The 18,781-nt window shown below is 69.8% G+C and carries 12 protein-coding genes; 11 read left to right on the forward strand and 1 reads right to left on the reverse strand.

Going from position 1 to position 18,781, the window contains the following annotated elements:
• The first annotated feature begins 59 nt into the window (after positions 1–59).
• The 9 genes from AB0M48_RS26190 (at position 60) to AB0M48_RS26230 (ending at position 14,496) form a co-directional block, all read left to right on the forward strand.
• On the forward strand, positions 60–2,894 hold the full coding sequence (locus AB0M48_RS26190) for a BTAD domain-containing putative transcriptional regulator (protein WP_363846735.1): 2,835 nt from the start codon (positions 60–62) through the stop codon (positions 2,892–2,894).
• Positions 2,895–2,964: 70 nt separating this feature from the next.
• On the forward strand, positions 2,965–3,120 hold the full coding sequence (locus AB0M48_RS26195; protein WP_363846737.1) for a hypothetical protein: 156 nt from the start codon (positions 2,965–2,967) through the stop codon (positions 3,118–3,120).
• Positions 3,121–3,131: 11 nt separating this feature from the next.
• Positions 3,132–6,104, forward strand: a complete 2,973-nt coding sequence (locus tag AB0M48_RS26200) for an AAA family ATPase (RefSeq protein WP_363846739.1) — start codon at positions 3,132–3,134, stop codon at positions 6,102–6,104.
• A 119-nt stretch (positions 6,105–6,223) separates the two neighbouring features.
• Entirely contained in the window at positions 6,224–6,976 is a 753-nt protein-coding gene (locus AB0M48_RS26205; RefSeq protein WP_363846741.1) for an ABC transporter ATP-binding protein, read from the forward strand.
• A 7-nt stretch (positions 6,977–6,983) separates the two neighbouring features.
• A complete protein-coding gene (locus AB0M48_RS26210) occupies positions 6,984–9,506 on the forward strand; it encodes an FtsX-like permease family protein (protein ID WP_363846743.1) in 2,523 nt (840 codons plus the stop codon).
• Positions 9,507–9,987: 481 nt separating this feature from the next.
• Positions 9,988–11,250, forward strand: a complete 1,263-nt coding sequence (locus AB0M48_RS26215; protein ID WP_363846745.1) for an extracellular solute-binding protein — start codon at positions 9,988–9,990, stop codon at positions 11,248–11,250.
• A gap of 74 nt (positions 11,251–11,324) precedes the next feature.
• Entirely contained in the window at positions 11,325–12,224 is a 900-nt protein-coding gene (locus AB0M48_RS26220) for a sugar ABC transporter permease (RefSeq protein WP_363847149.1), read from the forward strand.
• Positions 12,225–12,228: 4 nt separating this feature from the next.
• Positions 12,229–13,053 (forward strand): carbohydrate ABC transporter permease, encoded by an 825-nt coding sequence (locus AB0M48_RS26225; RefSeq protein ID WP_363846747.1) that lies wholly within the window; start codon positions 12,229–12,231, stop codon positions 13,051–13,053.
• 36 nt (positions 13,054–13,089) lie between these two features.
• Positions 13,090–14,496 (forward strand): GH1 family beta-glucosidase, encoded by a 1,407-nt coding sequence (locus AB0M48_RS26230; protein WP_363846749.1) that lies wholly within the window; start codon positions 13,090–13,092, stop codon positions 14,494–14,496.
• A 76-nt stretch (positions 14,497–14,572) separates the two neighbouring features.
• Here the strand turns inward: AB0M48_RS26230 and AB0M48_RS26235 are convergent, their stop codons facing one another.
• Positions 14,573–15,772, reverse strand: a complete 1,200-nt coding sequence (locus AB0M48_RS26235) for an esterase-like activity of phytase family protein (protein ID WP_363846751.1) — start codon at positions 15,770–15,772, stop codon at positions 14,573–14,575.
• Positions 15,773–15,844: 72 nt separating this feature from the next.
• On the opposite strand from AB0M48_RS26235, the gene AB0M48_RS26240 reads away from it, so the two are divergent.
• Together AB0M48_RS26240 and AB0M48_RS26245 are read left to right on the forward strand one after the other, a co-directional pair.
• Positions 15,845–16,867, forward strand: a complete 1,023-nt coding sequence (locus AB0M48_RS26240) for a GNAT family N-acetyltransferase (RefSeq protein ID WP_363846752.1) — start codon at positions 15,845–15,847, stop codon at positions 16,865–16,867.
• 78 nt (positions 16,868–16,945) lie between these two features.
• A complete protein-coding gene (locus AB0M48_RS26245; RefSeq protein ID WP_363846754.1) occupies positions 16,946–17,971 on the forward strand; it encodes a LacI family DNA-binding transcriptional regulator in 1,026 nt (341 codons plus the stop codon).
• Positions 17,972–18,781 lie beyond the last annotated feature (810 nt).

Below are 18,781 nucleotides of genomic sequence, written 5' to 3' on the forward strand. Positions count from 1 at the left end.
TGGAGCCCGACTGAAGTGATCTTCAAGCTCCAGGTGGCCCACAGGCGAAGGACAGATCGGTGACGCACGGCGAGGAACCCCTTCGGTTCGAGGTTCTCGGCCTTCTCCGGGTCGTTCGCGCAGGTCAAGAGGTTGATCTCGGTGCGGCGAAGCAGCGTGCCGTCCTCGCGGTCCTGCTGCTGGCGCGCAACACGCCGGTCAGTCGCGGGCACATCATCGAGGCGGTCTGGGGGGACAACGTGCCCTCGAGCTCGGTCAACTTGGTCCAGACCTATGTCGCCGGGCTGCGCAGGGCCCTCGAACCGACCCGTGCCAGGAGGGCTCCCGCCGAGCTGCTGACGTCGGTCGGCGACGGCTACCTGATGCGCGTCGAGCCCGGTGCCCTGGACCTAGACGTCTTCGAACGTCAAGTGCTGCTCGCGAACCGCATGCGCGCCGCCGGTGACCTGGCCGGAGCCGCGGTCGAACTGGACGACGCGCTGGCGTTGTTCCGCGCCGAGCCACTGGGCGGCGTGTCCGGTCTCTTCGCCGACGTCGAACGCGGCCGGCTCGTCGAACGCCGGCTGGCGGTGCTGGAGGAACGCGCCGAGCTCGGGCTCGCGATCGGGCAGGGCCCGGAACTGGTCTCCCAGCTGAGCTCGGTGGTCGTCGAGCACCCGTTGCGCGAACGCGGCCACGGGCTGCTGATGCGGGCGCTGGTCCAGGCGGGGCGGCAGGCCGAGGCGCTGGCCGCCTACCGGGAGGCCCGCGCCGTGCTCATCGAGGAACTCGGCGTCGAGCCGGGTCCCGAACTGCGCCGCGTGCACCAGGCCGTGCTGGCGGGGGACAGCCCCGAGCCGGAACGCGCGCCGGTCCGCGTGCCGCAGCACGTGTCCACCCCCGAACCGGCGCCGGTGACGGTGCCCGCGCAGCTGCCCCGCGCGCCCGTCGCGTTGATCGGCCGGGACGCCGAGCTCGGCTACCTGGACGCGTTGCTGCGCGGCCACGACGGCCCGGTGATGCTGGTGACCGGACCGGCGGGCGTGGGCAAGACCGCGCTGGCCCTGCACTGGGCGCACCGCGTGCGCGAGGAGTTCCCGGACGGCCAGCTCTACGTCGACGTGCACGGGTACGACCCGAACCGGGAGCCGCTGGAGATCGGCGAGGTGCTCAACCGGTTCCTGCGCGCCCTGGGCGTGCCGGCCGGTGACACGCCGGTCTCGGTCGACGAACGCTCCGCGTTGCTGCGCACGTTGCTCGCCGACCGGCGGATGCTCGTGATGCTCGACAACGTCCGCAGCTCGGCCGACCTGCTACCGCTGCTGCCGGGCGCGCCGTCGTGCGTCGTCGTGACGTCGCGGCGCCGGTTGGTGGGGCTCGTCGCGCAGGTCGAGGCGAAGCTGGTCGAACTGGACATGCTCGACCCGGACGCCGCCGTCGACGTGCTGGGCCGCATCGCCGGCCGGTCCGACATCGAGGCCGGCGCCCTGCGTGAACTGGCGGAGCTGTGCGACGGCCTGCCGCTGGCGTTGCGGATCGCCGCGGCCCGTCTGGCGGTGTCTCCCCGCCTGCGCGTCGCCGAACTGGTCGAGGAACTGCAGGACGAGCAGGGCCGCCTGGCCGCGCTCGGCCTGGAGGACGGAGAGGGCACCGTACGAGCAGCACTGGACGCCTCGCGCCGTGCGTTGCCCGCGGAGCCCTCACGGCTGTTGGCGATCGTCGGCCTGCACCCCGGCGCGGACCTCACGCCGCACGTGGTCGCGGCGATGGGCGACGTCCCGTTGCTGGAGGCCCAACGCGCCCTGGACGCGTTGACGGCCGCGAACCTGCTGTCCGTCAGCGAACCCGGCCGGCACTTCGCGCACGACATCGTCCGCGTCTACACCAAGACGCTGGCCGGTGAGCTGTCCGAGCCGGAACGCCGGGCCGCGACCGGCCGGATGCTCGACTACTACCTGCACTGCGCGGATCTCGCGGACGGGTTGCTGCCGATCAACCGCGGCAGCGTCCTGGTCGCGCCGGAGCACCGGCCCGTGCACGTGCCCGCGATCTCCGGTGCCGCGGACGCGACGGCGTGGTTCGACGCCGAGCGCGCGAACCTGATCGCCGCCGCCGAGCTCGCGTCGGGTACCGGCTGGCACGTGCACGCGTGGCAGCTGCCGTACACGTTGTCGCGGTACCTGTGGCTGAGGACCGAGCGCGAGACCTCGTTGCGCCTCACCGAGGCCGCGTTGCAGGCCGCCATCGCCCTGAACGACGACGACGCCCGGTTCGTCATGCAGTTCAACCTCGGTGTCGCGCTGCTGCAGTTCGAACGCTTCGAAGAGGCGTTGCAGGCCCAGCAGGGCGCACTGGAGGTGGCGCGCCGCAAGGAGGACGTGCACCAGCAGGCGCGGGCCCTGACGACGGTCGCCGGCACGTTGCACGACCTGGGCCGGCACGCCGAGGCCGAGGCGCACTACCGCGAGGCCATGGAGATCTCGCGGATCGCGGGCTCGAAGTGGGCCGAGGCCAACGCCCACCACCACCTGGGTCTGCTTTACCTGAGCATGCAACGCTTCGACGACGCGATGCCGTGGCTGCGCGTGGCGTTGCGGATGTACCACGAGGTCGGCGAGCAGTGCGGGGAAGCGGCCTGCCACGTCGACATCTCCACGGCTCTGCTGGAGACCGGCGACACCGACGGCGCGCTGTCGGCTGCCCGTACCGCGTTGGCGGTGGCGTGCGATGCCGTCTCGCCGTACCACCAGGCGTTGGCGCACGACCGGCTCGCGGCGGTGTTCGAGCAGCTGGGCGCGGCGGGTGCGGCGGCGCACTGGCAGCGGGCGCTGGCGTTGTTCACCGAACTCGGCGCGCCTGAGGCCGACGGCGTCCGCGCCCGGCTCGCCCGGACCCGCGCGGTGACGGTCGGGTAAGGGGTTCGGCGGGCAGGACTGCGTGTTCGCCCGATGCCTGAGGTGCGGCCTCAGGACGAACCTCAAGTCCATGACCGAATGGACCCCTGAGGCGATCAAGGCGGAAATCGACTACCGGCGCGGGAACGCGGTGTGCAACTGGCGGCGGTCGAACGGCCGCGGGCCGTCGTGGCTCAGCCGCGTGATGCACCGCACCTCTGGAAAACACGGCAGCACCCGCTCATGACATGTGCAAACATGCCACTTGTGGCGCGCCTTGGTTCCGGAATCCCGTTGGTCGCGCGCGATCGTGAGCTGGACCGGTTGCGTGCCGCGTTGGCGAAGGCCGGGGAGGGCACCGCGGGGGCGGTGCTGCTCGCGGGTGACGCCGGTGTCGGCAAGACGCGGCTGATCGACGAGCTGGCCGCCGGCGCCGACGACACCCTCGTCCTCATGGGACGGTGTCTCGACGCGGGCGAGACCGGTCTGCCGTACCTGCCGTTCGCGGAGGCGCTGGGCACGGTGAAGAGCGATGTGTCGCACCGGCCCGCGCTCGCGATGTTGCTGCCGCAGCTGACGTTGCCGGCCGCGCGCGAGCCCGGCACCGAGGGCATGATCGCGCCGAGCCTGATCCCGGGCCGCAGGCCGGAGCAGGACGTCGGCCAGCTGCAGCTGTTCGACGCCGTGCTCGGGCTCCTCGGTGATCTCTCCGAACAGCAGCGCGTGCTGCTCGTCGTCGAGGACCTGCACTGGGCCGACGCGTCCACCCGGTACCTGCTGTCGTTCCTGTTGTCCCGCCTGCGTTCCCAGCGCCTGCTGGTCGTCGGCACCTATCGCGCCGACGACCTGCACCGCAGCCATCCGTTGCGCCCCTTGCTGTCCGAGCTGGTCCGGCTGCCCGCCGTCGACCGCCTGGACCTCGCGCCGTTCAACGCCGCGGACGCCCGCCGGTTCGTCGAGGCCCTGTCCGACGACCTGCCGCAGGACGTCCTCCGGCAGGTGGCGGAACGCTCCGAGGGCAACGCCTTCTTCGCCGAGGAACTCATCGCGGTGGCCACCTGTGACGACGCCAGGTCGTTGCCGTCCGCGCTCGCCGACGTCCTGCTCAGCCGGGTCGAGAGCCTCAGCCCCGAGGCGCAGCACGTCGTCCGCGTCGCGTCGGTACGGGGCCGCCGGGTCCGGCACTACCGGCTGCACGAGGTCTCGGGCATGTCCGACCTCGCGTTCGACACGGCGTTGCGCGAGCTGGTCCAGCACCACCTGCTCGTCGTGCACGACGACGAGGTCTACGCCTTCCGCCACGCGCTGGTCCGGGAAGCCGTCTACGGCGACCTGCTGCCCGGCGAACGGGTCCGCCTGCACGCCGCCTACGCCCGTCACCTGGCCCAGCACCTGGAGGAGCGCGGTGCCGCGGCGGCGCTGGCCCACCACGCCTTCGAGAGCCACGACCTGCCGACGGCCCTGAACGCCTCGATCATGGCGTCCAAGGAGGCCGAACGCGCCGGTGCGCCCGCGGAGTCGTTGCGGTACCTGGAAAAAGCTCTCAACCTGTGGAACGCCGTCGCCGAGGCGGACCGTCCGTCCGATGTGGACGAGTCTGTGCTGCTGCGGCGCGCGTCCTGGGTCGCGGGCACGGCTGGGCAGCCGGAGCGCGCGGTCGCGTTCGCCCGCAGCGCCACCAAGGCGATCAGTGCCGAGCAGACGCCGGAGGAGGCCGCCGAGATCTGGTTGCGGCTCTCGCAGGCGCTGTCGATCCTCGACGGCAACGAGGAAGAGCACTTCCTGGTCCTCGCGAAAGCGCTCCAGCTCGTGCGGGACCGCGAGCCCAGTCCCACGCGCGCCCGTGTGTTCGCGGGCAAGGCGTCTTCCCTGCGCCAGCAACGCAAGGACGACGAAGCGCGCGAAGCGGCCGAGCTGGCGATCGCGAACGGCGAGACGGCGAACGCGCCGGGTGCGATCGCGGACGGCCTGGGCACCCTGGCGATCCTCGACGACCACGCGAACCGGCCGGAGGAGGCCAAGGCCAGCTTCGAGCGCGCGATCCAGCACGCGCGCGAGGTCGGAGCGTTCAACAACGAGCTGAGGGCTTGGTACTACTACGGGATGATGCACTACGACCGCGGCGAACTGGCCGAGGCGGCGCGCGTCTACAACCTCGCGGGGGCCAGGGCCAAGGAGACCGGCCTGACCTGGAGCATGTTCGGGCTGGAGATCCGCATCCTGCAGGTGCTGGTGCACTACTACATCGGCGACTGGGACTACGCGGCGTGGGCCAGCGAACCGCCCGGCATGTCGGTGTCGTCGACGGTGCTGGCGCGGCTGGCGTCGGCGAGCACGCACCTCACGGTCTCGCGCGGTGACCTGGCCGAGTCCGAGCGGATGATCACGAAGCTGCGCAGCGACTGGCACCGCGACATCCAGATCGCGCTGATCAACGGTGGTACGGGCGCGGAGCTCGCGTTGTGGCGCGGCCGTCCGGAGCTGGCCGTCGAACGCGTCACCGACGCGCTGGAGTGGGCGCGCAAGCTCGGCGGTCCGTGGATGCTCGCGGGCATCAGGATCGGCGCGATCGGCATCGCGGCGCACGCGGAGATCGCCGCGAAGGCACGCCGCAAGCGCGACGCCGAGGCCGAGAGGAACGCGGTCGCGGCCGGGCACGAACTCGCCGAGCACGTGCGGCTGACCGCGCAGAACGGCAAGCCCCGCGCGGGCGTTCTCGGTCCGGAGGGACGCGCCTGGCTGGCTCGTGCCAACGCCGAGGAGTCACGGCTGGAGGGTCCGGGAGATCCGGAGTTGTGGCGCAGGGCCATCGACGAGTTCGGCTACGGGGTCGTGTTCGAACAGGCGCTGTGCCGGTGGCGGCTCGCGGAGGCGTTGCTCGGGGCGGAACGCCGCGACGAGGCCGCCGGGCAGCTGCGGCAGGCCGACGAGGTGGCGACGAGGCTCAAGGCCGTGCCGCTCGCCGAGGCCGTCGCGTCGTGCGCCAAGCGGGCCCGCATCAGCCTCAGGGCCGACGAACCGGTGCGCGACCACGTCGACCTCTTCACCCCGCGCGAACGCGACGTGCTCGGCCTGGTGGCCTCGGGGCGGACGAACCGCGAGGTCGGCGAGGAGCTCTACATCAGCGAGAAGACCGTTTCCGTGCACCTCTCCCGGATCATGGCCAAGCTGGGGGCGTCGCGGCGCGCGGAGGCCGTCGCCATCGCGTACGACCGGGGTCTGCTCGAGTAGCCCCGGTTGTCATACCTCAGGCTGATGCGCAACGCGTCGCGGAGTTGATGTCCGCGTACTCAGCTTCCTCATAGCTTCTTCCTCAGCAAGGAACATCCCCTGTGAGGAAGGCGAGCCACATGTCTGCACTGGTGTCCGAGGTCGGCACCCGGACCGCCGCGGCGGCCCACAACCTGGTGAAGGTCTACGGCAAGGGTGACACCGCGGTGCGGGCGCTGGACGGCATCGACGTCGCCTTCCAGGCCGGCCGCTTCACCGCGATCATGGGTCCGTCGGGTTCCGGCAAGTCCACGCTGATGCACTGCCTCGCGGGACTGGACACGGTGGACAGCGGCGAGATCCACATCGGACAGACCGAGATCACGAAGCTGAACGACAAGGACCTGACCAAGCTGCGCCGCGACCGCGTCGGCTTCGTGTTCCAGGCCTTCAACCTGCTGCCGACGCTGACCGCCGAGCAGAACATCCTGCTGGGCCTGGAGCTCGCCGGCCGCAAGCCCGACCGGGAGTGGTTCGACACGATCGTCACCGTGCTCGGCCTGCGCGACCGCCTGACCCACCGCCCGACCGAGCTGTCCGGTGGCCAGCAGCAGCGCGTGGCCTGCGCCCGTGCGCTCGTCGCCCGTCCCGAGGTCATCTTCGCCGACGAGCCGACCGGCAACCTGGACTCCCGCAGCGGCGCCGAGGTCCTCGACTTCCTGCGCATGTCGGTCCGCAAGATGGGCCAGACCGTGATCATGGTGACGCACGACCCGGTGGCCGCGAGCTACGCGGACCGCGTGGTGCTGCTCGCCGACGGCCGTCTCGCGGGCGAGATCCACCAGCCCACCACCGAGTCCGTCGTGAACGCCCTCACGCATCTGGGGGCGTGAGCTACCGATGCTGAAGACGATCCTTGCGGGCCTGCGGGCCCGCACGGCGAGGCTGGTGCTGTCCAGCATCGCCATCGCGCTCGGCGTCGCGTTCGTGACGGGCACGCTCGTGCTCGGCGACGCGGTCGGGGAACAGACGAGGGACAACTTCGCCCGCAGCGCCCGCAACGTCGACGCGGCCGTGCACATGGGGGAGAACAGCCCCAACCGGGAGGACGGCATCCCCGCCGACTTCCTGCAGAAGGTCCGCAACACCCCTGGTGTCGAGGGCGCGGACTCCCGTGAGTTCGGCAGCGCCGCGTTGCTCAGCGGGGAGGGCAAGGCGCGCAGCGCGCTGGTGCAGCCGCTGCCGACGACGGAGAAGCTGCGCGACTTCAACCTCAAGGACGGCAAGTTCCCGGTCAAGGCCGACGAGGCCGCGATCGACACCAAGACCGCCCAGGTCGCGAAGCTCAAGGTCGGCGACAAGCTCAAGCTGCTCGACGAGGAGAACGCGGAGCACGCGTTCACCATCGTCGGCACCTACCAGCAGGGCGCCAGCAGCATCTCGATGTCCGGCAGCGACCACGTCCTGGTCTCGCCGGAAGGCCTGCGCACGGTGATCCCGGACCAGCGGATCTACGAGATCGTCGCGGTCGCCAAGCCCGGTGTCTCGCAGCAGCAGCTGGTCGCCGACATCACCAAGTCGATCGGCGCCGGCTACGAGGTGCAGACCGGTGAGCAGCTGACCCAGGCCACGCTGGCGCAGGTCGGTGACGCCGCGAGCGAGATCAAGACCTTCCTGCTCGCGTTCGCCGCGATCTCGCTCGTCGTCGCGGGCATGGTCATCTACAACACCTTCACGATCCTCGTCGCCCAGCGCACGAAGGAACTCGCGCTGCTGCGCTGCGTCGGGGCGAACCGCTCGCAGGTGTTCCGCAGCGTGCTCGCCGAAGCGCTCTTCATGGGTCTCGCGGCGTCCGTGCTCGGCCTCCTCGGCGGACTCGGCGTCTCGGCCGGCCTGCAGGCGTTCATCAGCACGGTGGGCGGCGGCGGCCCCGGTGGCGAGGACGCCCCGATCCGCCTGCCGATCTCGTGGGTGACCATCGCCGCCGGCTTCGGTGTCGGCGTGGTCGTGACCGTGCTGTCGGCCGTGCTGCCGGCCCGCCGTGCCACGCAGGTCGCCCCGGTGGCCGCGCTGCGTTCGCAGCCGGACAGCTCCGACGACGTCGCCCGCACCGGCAAGATCCGGATCGTCGCCGCGACGCTGATCGCGCTGATCGGTGGCGCCGCTGTCTACTTCGGACTCCAGCAGGAGAAGGAAGAGCCGGCGATGTTCATCACCGGTGCCGCCACGATGGTGCTCCTGCTCGCGGTGCTGCTGCTCGGCCCGCTGTACGTGCCGCTGGTGAACCGCCTGTTCGGCAAGGCGTTGCGCGGTGTCCCGGCGAAGCTGGCCTCGGCCAACGCCGGTCGCAACCCCAAGCGCACGGCCGCGACCACGGCGGCCCTGATGATCGGCGTGACCATCGTCGCCATGGTGACGGTCGTCGCCGGCAGCGGCCGCGCCACCATGAACGAGCAGGTGGACAAGCGCTTCCCGGCCGACTACGCGGTGAAGTCGAACGTCTACAGCCAGCCGCTCACGCAGAAGTTCGCCGACGAGCTCGCCAAGGTGCGCAACGTCGCGCAGGTCGCGCCCGAGCTCAGGGCGTACGGCGAGTCGCCCAAGCTGCAGTACGCAGACGTCACCGGGTACCCGTCCGACGCGATCGGTTCCCTGGTGCGCCCGGACCTCGCCGGTGGCACGCTCGCCGGGCTCAAGGACGGCGAGCTCGCCATGCGCGAGAAGGAGGCCAAGGACGCCGGTGTCACCATCGGCTCCACCGTCCCGATCAGCGGCAAGGACCTCAAGGTCGTCGCGCTGATCAAGGACAACAGCTACGGCACCGGCATCGTGACGCTCAAGACCGCCGAGTCCCTGCTCAAGGAGCCCGTGAAGGGCTACCAGAACGTGCTGGTCAAGCTCGCGCCCGGCACCGACATCACGGTGGCGCGCGCCGATCTGGAACGGTTCATCGCCACCTCGCCGGTGGCGGTGCTGGACTCCGCGGCCGAGACCAAGGCGGAGCTCAACGGGCAGATCGACCAGATCCTGATGTTCATCTGGGCCCTCGTCGGCCTGGCGCTGATCATCGCCCTGTTCGGCATCGCGAACACGCTGACGCTCTCGGTGCTGGAACGGACCCGCGAGTCCGCCCTGCTGCGGGCGCTGGGCCTGACCAGGGGCCAGCTGCGGCAGATGCTCGTGGTCGAGTCGATCCTGATGGCGCTGATCGGCGCGGTCGTGGGCGTGCTGCTCGGCGCCGGGTTCGGGTGGCTGCTGGTCGAGGCGATCTCGAACTCGGAGTTCCGGATCAGCTTCTCCATCCCGTTCGGTCAGATCGGCATCATGCTCGGCCTGGCCGTGGTCGCGGCGGTCATCGCGGCAGCCCTGCCGGCCCGTCGTGCGGCCAGGAACTCCGTGGTCGCGGGCATGGCGGAGGCGTAGGGGACACCCCGCCCGGCCTCGCTGCCGGGGGCCACGGCCGGGCGGGTCCGGGAGTGCGGAAACAGGGGCCGCACGACCGGGGGGATCGGTGGAGGTCCGGTGCTGTCGGGGCACCGGACCTCCGCTGTTTCCGCATCCCGGAATACTGCTACTCCACGCGGGGCCCTTTCGTACTCTCATGCAGTACGAAAGGGCCCCGCGTGAAAAATCTTGGGGGTCGCGCGTCACTTTTGGCCGGCAAGCCCCTCTACCTGGGGTGAGGGACGACCGGAGCGAGGGCCCGGTCGTCCCTCTTCGTCGTTTCCGAGGGCCTCTGGTCGCCTCGTCCGGCACGTTCGGCGTTTCGGTCCAGGTTTTTGTTGCCTGCCTCCACAAAGTTACGGAACGATGTCGACCGCTTGACACCCGCGCGTCTCCGGTTGAGTGTGAGAGCGCTCTCATCACAGTTAAGCGCCGCTCACGGCGTCGTCGAGGAGGACGGATGAGCACAAGACTGGTCGGCAGCGCTGCTGCGACCCTCGCGATGGTTCTGGTCGCTGGATGCGGCGGGAGTTCCGGGGCCGACGGCAAGATCGAGCTGTCGCTGGGTCTGTTCTCCGACTTCGGGTACGACAAGCTCATCGAGGAGTACCAGGCCTCGCACCCGAACATCAAGATCGAGCAGCGCAAGGTCAAGATGGAGCAGCACAACACGCAGCTCGCGACGCAGCTCGCGGGTGGCCGTGGTGCCGCGGACATCGTGGCCCTCGAGGAGGGCGTGGTCTCGCAGTTCCGCGCCTCCAAGGACAAGTTCGTGAACCTGGCGGAGTACGGCGCCAAGGACCTGAAGGACCAGTGGGCCGGGTGGAAGTGGAACCAGGGCACCGCCGACGGCGGTGAGTTCGTGCTGGGGCTGGGCACGGACATGGGCAGCCTCGGGCTCTGCTACCGCGCCGACCTGTTCGCGGCGGCGGGCCTGCCCACCGACCGCGCCGAGGTCGCCAAGCTGTGGCCGACCTGGGCCGACTACGCGAAGGTCGCCGACCAGTTCACGGCCAAGACGCCGAACGTGAAGTTCGTCGACACCGGCCGCAACGTCTACAAGGCGATCCTGGACCAGACCGAGGAGGGCTACTTCGCGAAGGATGACTCGTACATCGCGGAGAAGAACGACAAGGTCAAGACGGCGTTCGAGACGGCGGCGGCGCTCGGCACCAAGCAGCAGACCGGTGCCCTGGAGCCGTTCAGCCAGGACTGGAACGTCGCGCTGAAGCAGGGTTCGTTCGCCACGACCACGTGCCCGGCCTGGGCGCTCGCGCTGATCAAGGCGGGTGCCGGTGACGCGGCCGCCGGCAAGTGGGACGTGACGACGGCGCCCGGCGGTGGCGGCAACTGGGGTGGCTCGTTCCTCGCCATCCCGAAGCAGGGCAAGCACCCCAAGGAGGCCTACGAGCTCGCCAAGTGGCTCACGGCCCCCGAGCAGCAGAAGCGGATCTTCAAGGAGACCGGCAACCTGCCGAGCCAGCCGAAGGTCTACCAGGACGCCGAGGTGCAGGCGACCGTGAACGAGTACTTCAACTCCGCTCCGGTGGGCAAGATCTTCGCGACCTCGGCGGAGTCGCTGAAGCCGACCTACCGCGGCACGAAGGACTCGAAGGTCGGACCGGTGTTCGCCACCGCGCTGACCCGCGTGGAGCAGGGCAAGCAGTCCGCGGCTGAGGCGTGGACGCAGGCCCTGAAGGAAGCGACGGACGCCGCCAAGTGACGGTGACGCGTCAAGAGACCGAGGCGGCCCCGGCCGTCTCGGTTTCGCCTTCCAAGGAACCGAAGCGCTTCGGGCTGAGCAACTGGGACGCCAGGTACACGCCGTACCTGATCATCGCGCCGTTCTTCCTGGTGTTCGGCGTCTTCGGGCTGTACCCGCTGGTGTACACGGCGTGGGTGTCGCTGCACGACTGGCAGCTGATCGACGGCAACCAGGGATTCGTCGGTCTCGCCAACTACGTCGAGCTCTTCGGCGACCCCAAGTTCTGGAACGCGCTGTTCAACACGCTGAGCCTGTTCGTGCTCTCGACGGTGCCGCAGCTGCTGGCCGCGCTCGGCCTCGCCGCGCTGCTGGACCGGGGCCTGCGCGGCAGCGCGTTCTGGCGGGCGGGCGTGCTGCTGCCCAACGTCATCTCGGTCGCCGCGGTGGCGCTGGTGTTCGCGCAGTTCTTCGGCCGCGACTTCGGCATCGTGAACTTCCTGCTCGGCTTCGTCGGGATCGACCCGATCGACTGGCGCGCCGAGACGTGGGCCTCGCACCTCGCGGTGTCCACCATGGTCATGTGGCGCTGGACCGGGTACAACGCGCTGCTGTACCTGGCGGCGATGCAGTCCGTGCCCAAGGACATGTACGAGTCGGCCACGCTGGACGGCGCCGGTCGCTGGCGGATGTTCTGGTCGATCACCGTGCCGTCGATCCGTCCGACGATCCTGTTCACCGTCGTCACCTCGACGATCGGCGGTCTGCAGCTGTTCGCGGAACCGGCGCTGTTCGACCCCGGGTTCGCCGCCAACAACTCCACCGGTGGCTCCGACCGGCAGTTCCAGACGCTGGTGCTCTACATGTACGAGAAGGGCTTCCGGTTGTTCGACGCCGGCTACGCGGCCACCGTCGCGTGGATGTTGTTCGTGGTCGTCCTGGTGGTCGCGGTGGTCAACTTCACGCTGACCCGGCGCATCGCGGGCAAGGGGTGATCCAGTGAAGAACGCCAAGGCAGGGCCGCTGCTCTACGGGTTCCTGGTCGCCGTGCTCGCCGCGTCGATCTTCCCGCTGTACTACTCGTTCATCGTCGCGTCGAAGGACAACTCGGTCCTCGGCGAGAAGGTCCCGCCGCTGGTTCCCGGCGGCAACCTGGTCGAGAACATCACCCGCGTCTTCGACACCGTCGACTTCTGGCTCGCCATGCAGAACTCGTTCATCGTGGCGTCGAGCGTCGCGATCTCGAACGTCGTGCTGGGCACGCTGGCCGGGTTCGCGTTCTCGCGGCTGCGGTTCAAGGGCCGCGACTCGCTGTTCCTCGTCGTGCTCGGCACCGCGATGGTGCCGACGCAGCTCGGCGTGATCCCGCTGTACATGCTGATGTCCGACCTCGACTGGTACGGCACTCTGCAGGCGGTCATCGTGCCGGTGCTGATCGGCTCGTTCGCGGTGTTCTGGATGCGCCAGGCGTGCGAGGAGACCGTGCCGTACGAGCTGATCGAGGCCGCGCGCATGGACGGTTGCTCGGTGCTGCGGACGTTCTGGCACGTCGGGTTCCCGGCGGTGCGGCCCCAGGCCGCGGTGCTCGGCATGTTCACGTTCATGACGGCGTGGAACGACTTCTTCTGGCCGTTGATCGTGCTTGACCCCAACGACAGCCCGACGGTCCAGGTCGCCTTGTCGACCCTGGCCAGCGGGTACTACACCGACTACTCCCTGATGCTCGCCGGCGCCTCCATCGCGGTGCTGCCGGTGATCGCGATCTTCGTCCTGCTGTCGCGCCAGATCGTGGGCGGCATCATGCAGGGCGCGCTCAAGGGATGAACCTCAGCAGGGATCAAGCCACAAGGATGTGAATGTATGACGACCGACTCGGACGTCGAGGTCGGGCGGGAGGTGCTGACCTTCCCGCCGGACTTCCTCTGGGGAGCGGCGACCGCGGCGTTCCAGATCGAAGGCGCGACCACGGTGGACGGCCGTGGCGCCTCGATCTGGGACACGTTCGCCGCGACGCCCGGCAAGGTGCTGGCCGGTGACACGGGCGACCCCGCCTGCGATCACTACCACCGGTACCAGTCCGATGTGGACCTGATGAAGTCCCTCGGGCTGGCCTCGTACCGGTTCTCCGTCGCGTGGCCCCGGATCCAGCCCAGCGGCAGCGGCCAGGTCGAGGAACGCGGGCTCGCGTTCTACGACCGGCTGGTGGACTCGTTGCTGGAGAAGGACATCCAGCCGCTCGCCACGCTGTACCACTGGGACCTCCCGCAGGTCCTGGAGGACTTCGGCGGCTGGCGCAACCGCGACACCGCCTACCGCTTCGCCGAGTACGCGGCCATCGTGCACGAACGGCTCGGCGACCGGGTGCAGGCCTGGACCACGCTGAACGAGCCGTGGGTCTCGGCGTTCCTGGGCTACGGCAACGGAATCCACGCGCCGGGCATCACCGACGCGGTGGCGTCCCTGGAGGCGGCGCACCACCTGCTGCTGGCCCACGGGCTCGCCACGCAGGCGTTGCGCGCGCAGGCACCGGAGTCGCACCGGCTGTCGATCGTGCTCAACTTCAGCACGATCTGGGGCGACGACGCGGAGGCCGTCCGCAAGGTCGACGGCCTGCAGAACCGCATCCTGCTCGACCCGGTCCTCGGCCGCGGCTACCCGCTCGACGTCCTGCAGGACACGACGTGGCTGGGCGACTGGACGAACGTGGTGCGCGACGGGGACATGGAGACCATCGCGACCCCGATCGACTGGATCGGGGTGAACTACTACAACCCGACCCGCGTCGCGCCGGCCGACCCGGACTTCGTGCCGGCCGGTCCGCACGCGGGCCTGCGCGGTGTGACCATCGAGCCGCCGCAGGGCGAGCTCACCGGGTTCGGGTGGGAGCAGAACGCCGACGCGTTCACCGAGCTGCTGGTGCGCCTGTCCCGGGACACGGCGGGGGTGCCGCTGGTGGTCACGGAGAACGGGTCCGCGTTCCCGGACGTCGTCGACCCGGCGGGTCGCGTGCACGACGTCAAGCGGACGAAGTACCTGGTGGACCACGTGCGCGCGGTGCACCGGGCGATCTCCGAGGGCGCCGACATCCGCGGCTACCTGGCGTGGTCGCTGCTCGACAACTTCGAGTGGGCGGCCGGGTACTCGCAGCGGTTCGGGATCGTGCACGTCGACTTCGAGACGCAGCAGCGCACGGTCAAGGAGAGCGCGGCCACGCTGTCCCGGATCATCGGGCAGAACGGGCTCCCCGCGCACGGTTACACCGTTTAGCCGACAGGACGGGCCGAGGGGCCTTGGCGCTCTCACCTGCAGATACTTCTGTCCGCAGGTGAGAGCGCTCTCTCGTTCAGCGCCTGCGCAGGACCCGTGGGTCGGCGTGCAGGTTCTCCGCCAGCTTGATGGTGATGAACTCGTTGTTGTCCGGCTTGCCCGGCGTGCGGCCCGACGACGACGGGAAGTTGTTGTCGTTGAGCACCGCGATCGTGCGGTCGTCGAGGATCGTGACGTCCTCGATCGTGACGAACGGGAACCTGAACGGATCCGCCTGCCCGCCGACGTGCTTCGGGTTGGCGAGGTTCAGCAGGTCGGCGACCAGTGTCTTGTCGAGCTTGCCGTCGGAGTTCCTGTCCCGCTTGTCGGCGAGGTAGACGCGCTTGACGATCGCGTCGGCGCCCTGGGCGCTGTCCCGTTCGATGATCAGCAGCCGGTTGTCGTCGACCGCGATGGCGTCACCGATGGCGAAGTTCGGGTCTTCCAACTGGTAGCGCCATGTCTTGCCGGTGAAGCTGTTGCTCGCGATGTCGAACTCGTTGAGGCGCAGCGTGCCCGGCGTATCACCGGCGACGGTGCCCTCCAGCAGCGCGTTGATCTTCTTGCCGTCCGGCGAGAGGGTGATGCCCTCGAAGCCCCTGCTGCCGCCCAGGTTCGGGTTGCCGGCCGGGTTCTCCGGAGCCCGCACGCCGGGCAGCGGTACCGGCGGGGTGAGCAGGCGGCCCGCGCGGTCGAAGTGCAGCAGGTACGGGCCGAACTCGTCGCCCATCCAGTACGTGCCGTCGGCGCCGCGGGTGACCGACTCGACGTCGATGTCGGCGCCGGTGATCACCCGGTCCTGCCTGGTCAGCGGGAACGGGATGTGGCCGTTCGGGTCGGTCAGCGTGACGCCGCCGAGCACGTCGACGGTGTTCCTCGCGAAGTCGGGTGCGATCCGGTGGATCCGCAGCAGGAAGTCCGCGCTGTTGGCCTTGGTGACGTAGCCGTTGTCGGAGATGGCGTCGAACGTGCCGTCGCTGTTGCGCACGAGACCGCTGAAGCCCTGGATGGGCTGGTCGGCGAACGGCGGCGTGACCCCGTTGATCGGGGCCGTCCCCAGTGCCGCGCCGCTCGGTTCGCTGCCGGGAAGGTAGGTCTCTGCCGGGAGGAACGCGAAGTTCGTCAGCGTCGCCTGCCTGGGGCCCTTCTGGCCGGTCACCCCCGGAGCGGCGGTGGTGGGCGTGGCCAGTGCCGTGACGGTGAGCAAAGTGAGGCCTGCGGCCAGTGTTCTCCTCATGCGGCGACCCTATGACGAGCGTTTTACGCGTGGTTCGCCTCGCGGCAACAACTTCCATGAACTCTTGACGTCATGACGACGACCTGGCGCCTGCGCTTCGAACTCAGCGACAGCCCCGGCGCGCTCGCGCGCGTCACCGTCCGGCTGGCCTCGGCCGACTGCAACGTCCTCGCGCTGCACGTGATCCCCGTGCCCGGAGGGGTGCTGGACGAGATCGTCGTGCGGGCGGCTCCCGGCGTGCTCCCCGCAGATCTCGTCGAGGCGGTGCGCAGCGAGGGCGGCAAACGCGTCGGGATCACCCGCGCCGACCTGCGCGACCTCGTGGACCAGCCGACGGCGGTGCTGCGCGCCGCGCGGATGGCGCTCACCGACCCGGAGCAGACCGCCGACGCACTCCGCCAGGTGCTGGCCGCCGACTCCGTGACGGTCGGCGAGGCAGCCGACGGCCAGGTCCAGCTGGGGGAGTGGGCCGCCCGGCGCGGCTGGGCACCCTTCACCCAGGTCGAACTCACGCGCGCGCAGGCGTTGCTCGACCTCGTGGACGCGCCGAGGCCCTCGATGCGGGCGGTGCTCAGCGACGACGGCGCGGCGCTGGTCCTGCGTCCGGGGTCCGACGAGGACGAGGACGCCGTCGCCGCCCTGCACTCCCGCTGTTCCATGAGGACGATGTTCAACCGCTACCACTCGGGCATGCGCACCGTGCCCCGCCGCTGGCTGCACCGCCTGCTCAACCCGCCACGCGGCACCACGGTCCTCGGTCAGTGCGGCGACCAGGTCGTGGCCCTGGGACAACTCATCCACACCGGCACACCGGACTGCGCCGAGGTCTCGTTGTTGGTCGAGGACGCCTGGCAACGCCGAGGCGTGGGCTCCGCACTGCTCGGCGCCCTCGCGTCGGGCGCCCGCGCGGCCGGGTTCACGGAGCTCGTCGCGTGGTGCCTCCCTTCGGAAACCGCCCTGGTTCGCACGGCCGCGCGCGCCGGTCTCGCCACCACGACACGCCGTGAAGACGGACTGCTCCGTGTTTCGATCACGCCTCGCGTGCGTGCCCTGAAGACGCCCGAAGCCGTCGAGGTCGCCGAAAAAACACGATGAACAGCGCGGAAACCCTCCTTGGAGATCCTTTGGGGCTAAGCTGCTTAGCGGATCAAAGGTTTTCATCGAGGAGTGGTGGTGCTCGTGTCCAACCACGCGCGTCCGACGTTGGAAGACGTTGCCGCGAGGGCAGGGGTTTCCCGCGCGACAGCGTCACGAGTGCTGAACGCGTCGCCGCGCGTCAGCCCGGAGGCGCTGGAAGCGGTCAACGCCGCGGTCACGGCGCTGGGCTACCAGCCCAACCGCGCCGCCCGCGCGTTGGTCACCCGTCGCACAGGCGCCGTGGCCGTGCTGTTCTCCGAGCCGGAGCCCAAGATCTTCGACGACCCGCACTTCGCGCGCCTGATCCGTGCGGGGGCGCGGGCACTGGCCGACGTCGACGTGCAGATGGTCCTCATGCTGGTGCACTCGCTGGACGACCAGGCGCGTGCACACCGGTTCCTGGCCGGCGGTCACGTCGACGGTGCCCTGGTGTTCGCACCGCACCGCAACGACGAGCTGGTCTCGATCGTGAAGAAGCTGCCGCTGCCGGTGGTGTACGCCGGCAAGCCGTGGGGGTCGTTGCGGGGGATGCACCTCGTGGACAACGACAACGAGGGCGGCGCCGTGCTCGCCACCGAGCACCTGAAGTCGCTCGGGCGCAAGAAGATCGTCCACGTCTCCGGGCCCTTGGACGAACTGTCCGCCATAGACCGGTTGAACGGCTTCAAGTCGGCCATGTCGTTGGACGACAAGGGAGTCGCCCGGCTCACCGAGGACGGTGGGTTCACCCGGGAGGGTGGGCGGAAGGCCATGTCCGCGTTGCTGGCTCGGGTGCCTTCGCTCGATGCTGTCTTCGTGGCTTCCGACCTGATGGCTGCCGGTGCGCTGGAGACGTTGCACGAGGCTGGGCGGCGGGTTCCTGAGGATGTCGCCGTGGTCGGGTTCGACGATCATGTGGCCATTGCCGAGCACACTTCGCCGCCGTTGACTTCGGTGCGGCAGGATTCCGATGAGCAGGTCAAGGTGATGGTCGAGCACCTGGTGAAGCTGCTTCGGGATGAGACTGTGAAGAAGAAGCAGCAGATGTTGCCGACTGTGCTGGTTCGGCGCGAGTCTGCCTGACGTTTCTGGCTGAGGGCTCCGCCCTCAGACTCCGGCACTCCCGAAGGAGCCGGTCCCACGCCGTGCGCGGGTAGATGGCACGCCCGTTGCTTTGGGCGGCGTGCTGTTGCGTTGGGTGGTGGCCCCCTCGTCTAGCGCGGCGGCAAAGCTCAGGAGCGCTAGACGGGGGAGCCACCACCGCTCCCTTGAGGAATGACTGCTTGCCTGCGGCATCGCTTGGCCTTGCTCGTCATCGCGGGACTGTCAGACCTCGCCGCTACCTTGGGACGCGGGGGAGCCGAAACGCGAGAGGACCCCTGCGCGAGCCTGCGCTCCGGCGGCTAGTTGCCCATGCTCTTGCAGGTGGGCGGCGGGAGTGGGTTCAGCGGACTGCACGGCCAGCCCGACGAGGACGGTGCCGGCGTCGTCGTTTGTGATGGCGGAGGTGGGGGCTGCGCCGGGTTCGTCGCCGCTGGGGGTGGCGTGGTGGTCTTCTGCGGTTGCTGCGTGCTCGGGGGCGAGCCGGTGTAGCTCGATGGTGCGCTGCTGCTCGGGGTCGAGCTCTCCGTCGAGCTCTGCGGGGTGCTGGGGGTGGACGAGATCCACGTGGATGCCGGGGTTCTGCTCAGCGGGTCTTCGCCTGCCGCTCCGTGGAGCGCCATGCCTACCAGCACGCCGAGCAACGCTGACCCGAGCACGGCGGAGCCGCCTGCGGCCCACAGTGCGCGCACAGCAGTCCTCCTCTAAATGCTCACGGTGTGAAGTCGGGCGGTCACTCTCTTCGGCAGATTACCGGCTGGGCCGGTCGCAGGAGAACGCTCACCTGGTTGC

Source organism: Lentzea sp. NPDC051208, from assembly GCF_040682435.1.
Classification (GTDB): domain Bacteria; phylum Actinomycetota; class Actinomycetes; order Mycobacteriales; family Pseudonocardiaceae; genus Lentzea; species Lentzea kristufekii.

Bases quoted from the DNA above. Each gene is read 5' to 3' on its own strand.
- AB0M48_RS26195 (WP_363846737.1), top strand. From the start codon at position 2,965: ATGACCGAATGGACCCCTGAGGCGATCAAGGCGGAAATCGACTACCGG.
- AB0M48_RS26240 (WP_363846752.1), top strand. From the start codon at position 15,845: ATGACGACGACCTGGCGCCTGCGCTTCGAACTCAGCGACAGCCCCGGC.
- AB0M48_RS26210 (WP_363846743.1), top strand. From the start codon at position 6,984: ATGCTGAAGACGATCCTTGCGGGCCTGCGGGCCCGCACGGCGAGGCTG.
- AB0M48_RS26235 (WP_363846751.1), bottom strand. From the start codon at position 15,772: ATGAGGAGAACACTGGCCGCAGGCCTCACTTTGCTCACCGTCACGGCA.
- AB0M48_RS26215 (WP_363846745.1), top strand. From the start codon at position 9,988: ATGAGCACAAGACTGGTCGGCAGCGCTGCTGCGACCCTCGCGATGGTT.
- AB0M48_RS26200 (WP_363846739.1), top strand. From the start codon at position 3,132: ATGCCACTTGTGGCGCGCCTTGGTTCCGGAATCCCGTTGGTCGCGCGC.
- AB0M48_RS26205 (WP_363846741.1), top strand. From the start codon at position 6,224: ATGTCTGCACTGGTGTCCGAGGTCGGCACCCGGACCGCCGCGGCGGCC.
- AB0M48_RS26230 (WP_363846749.1), top strand. From the start codon at position 13,090: ATGACGACCGACTCGGACGTCGAGGTCGGGCGGGAGGTGCTGACCTTC.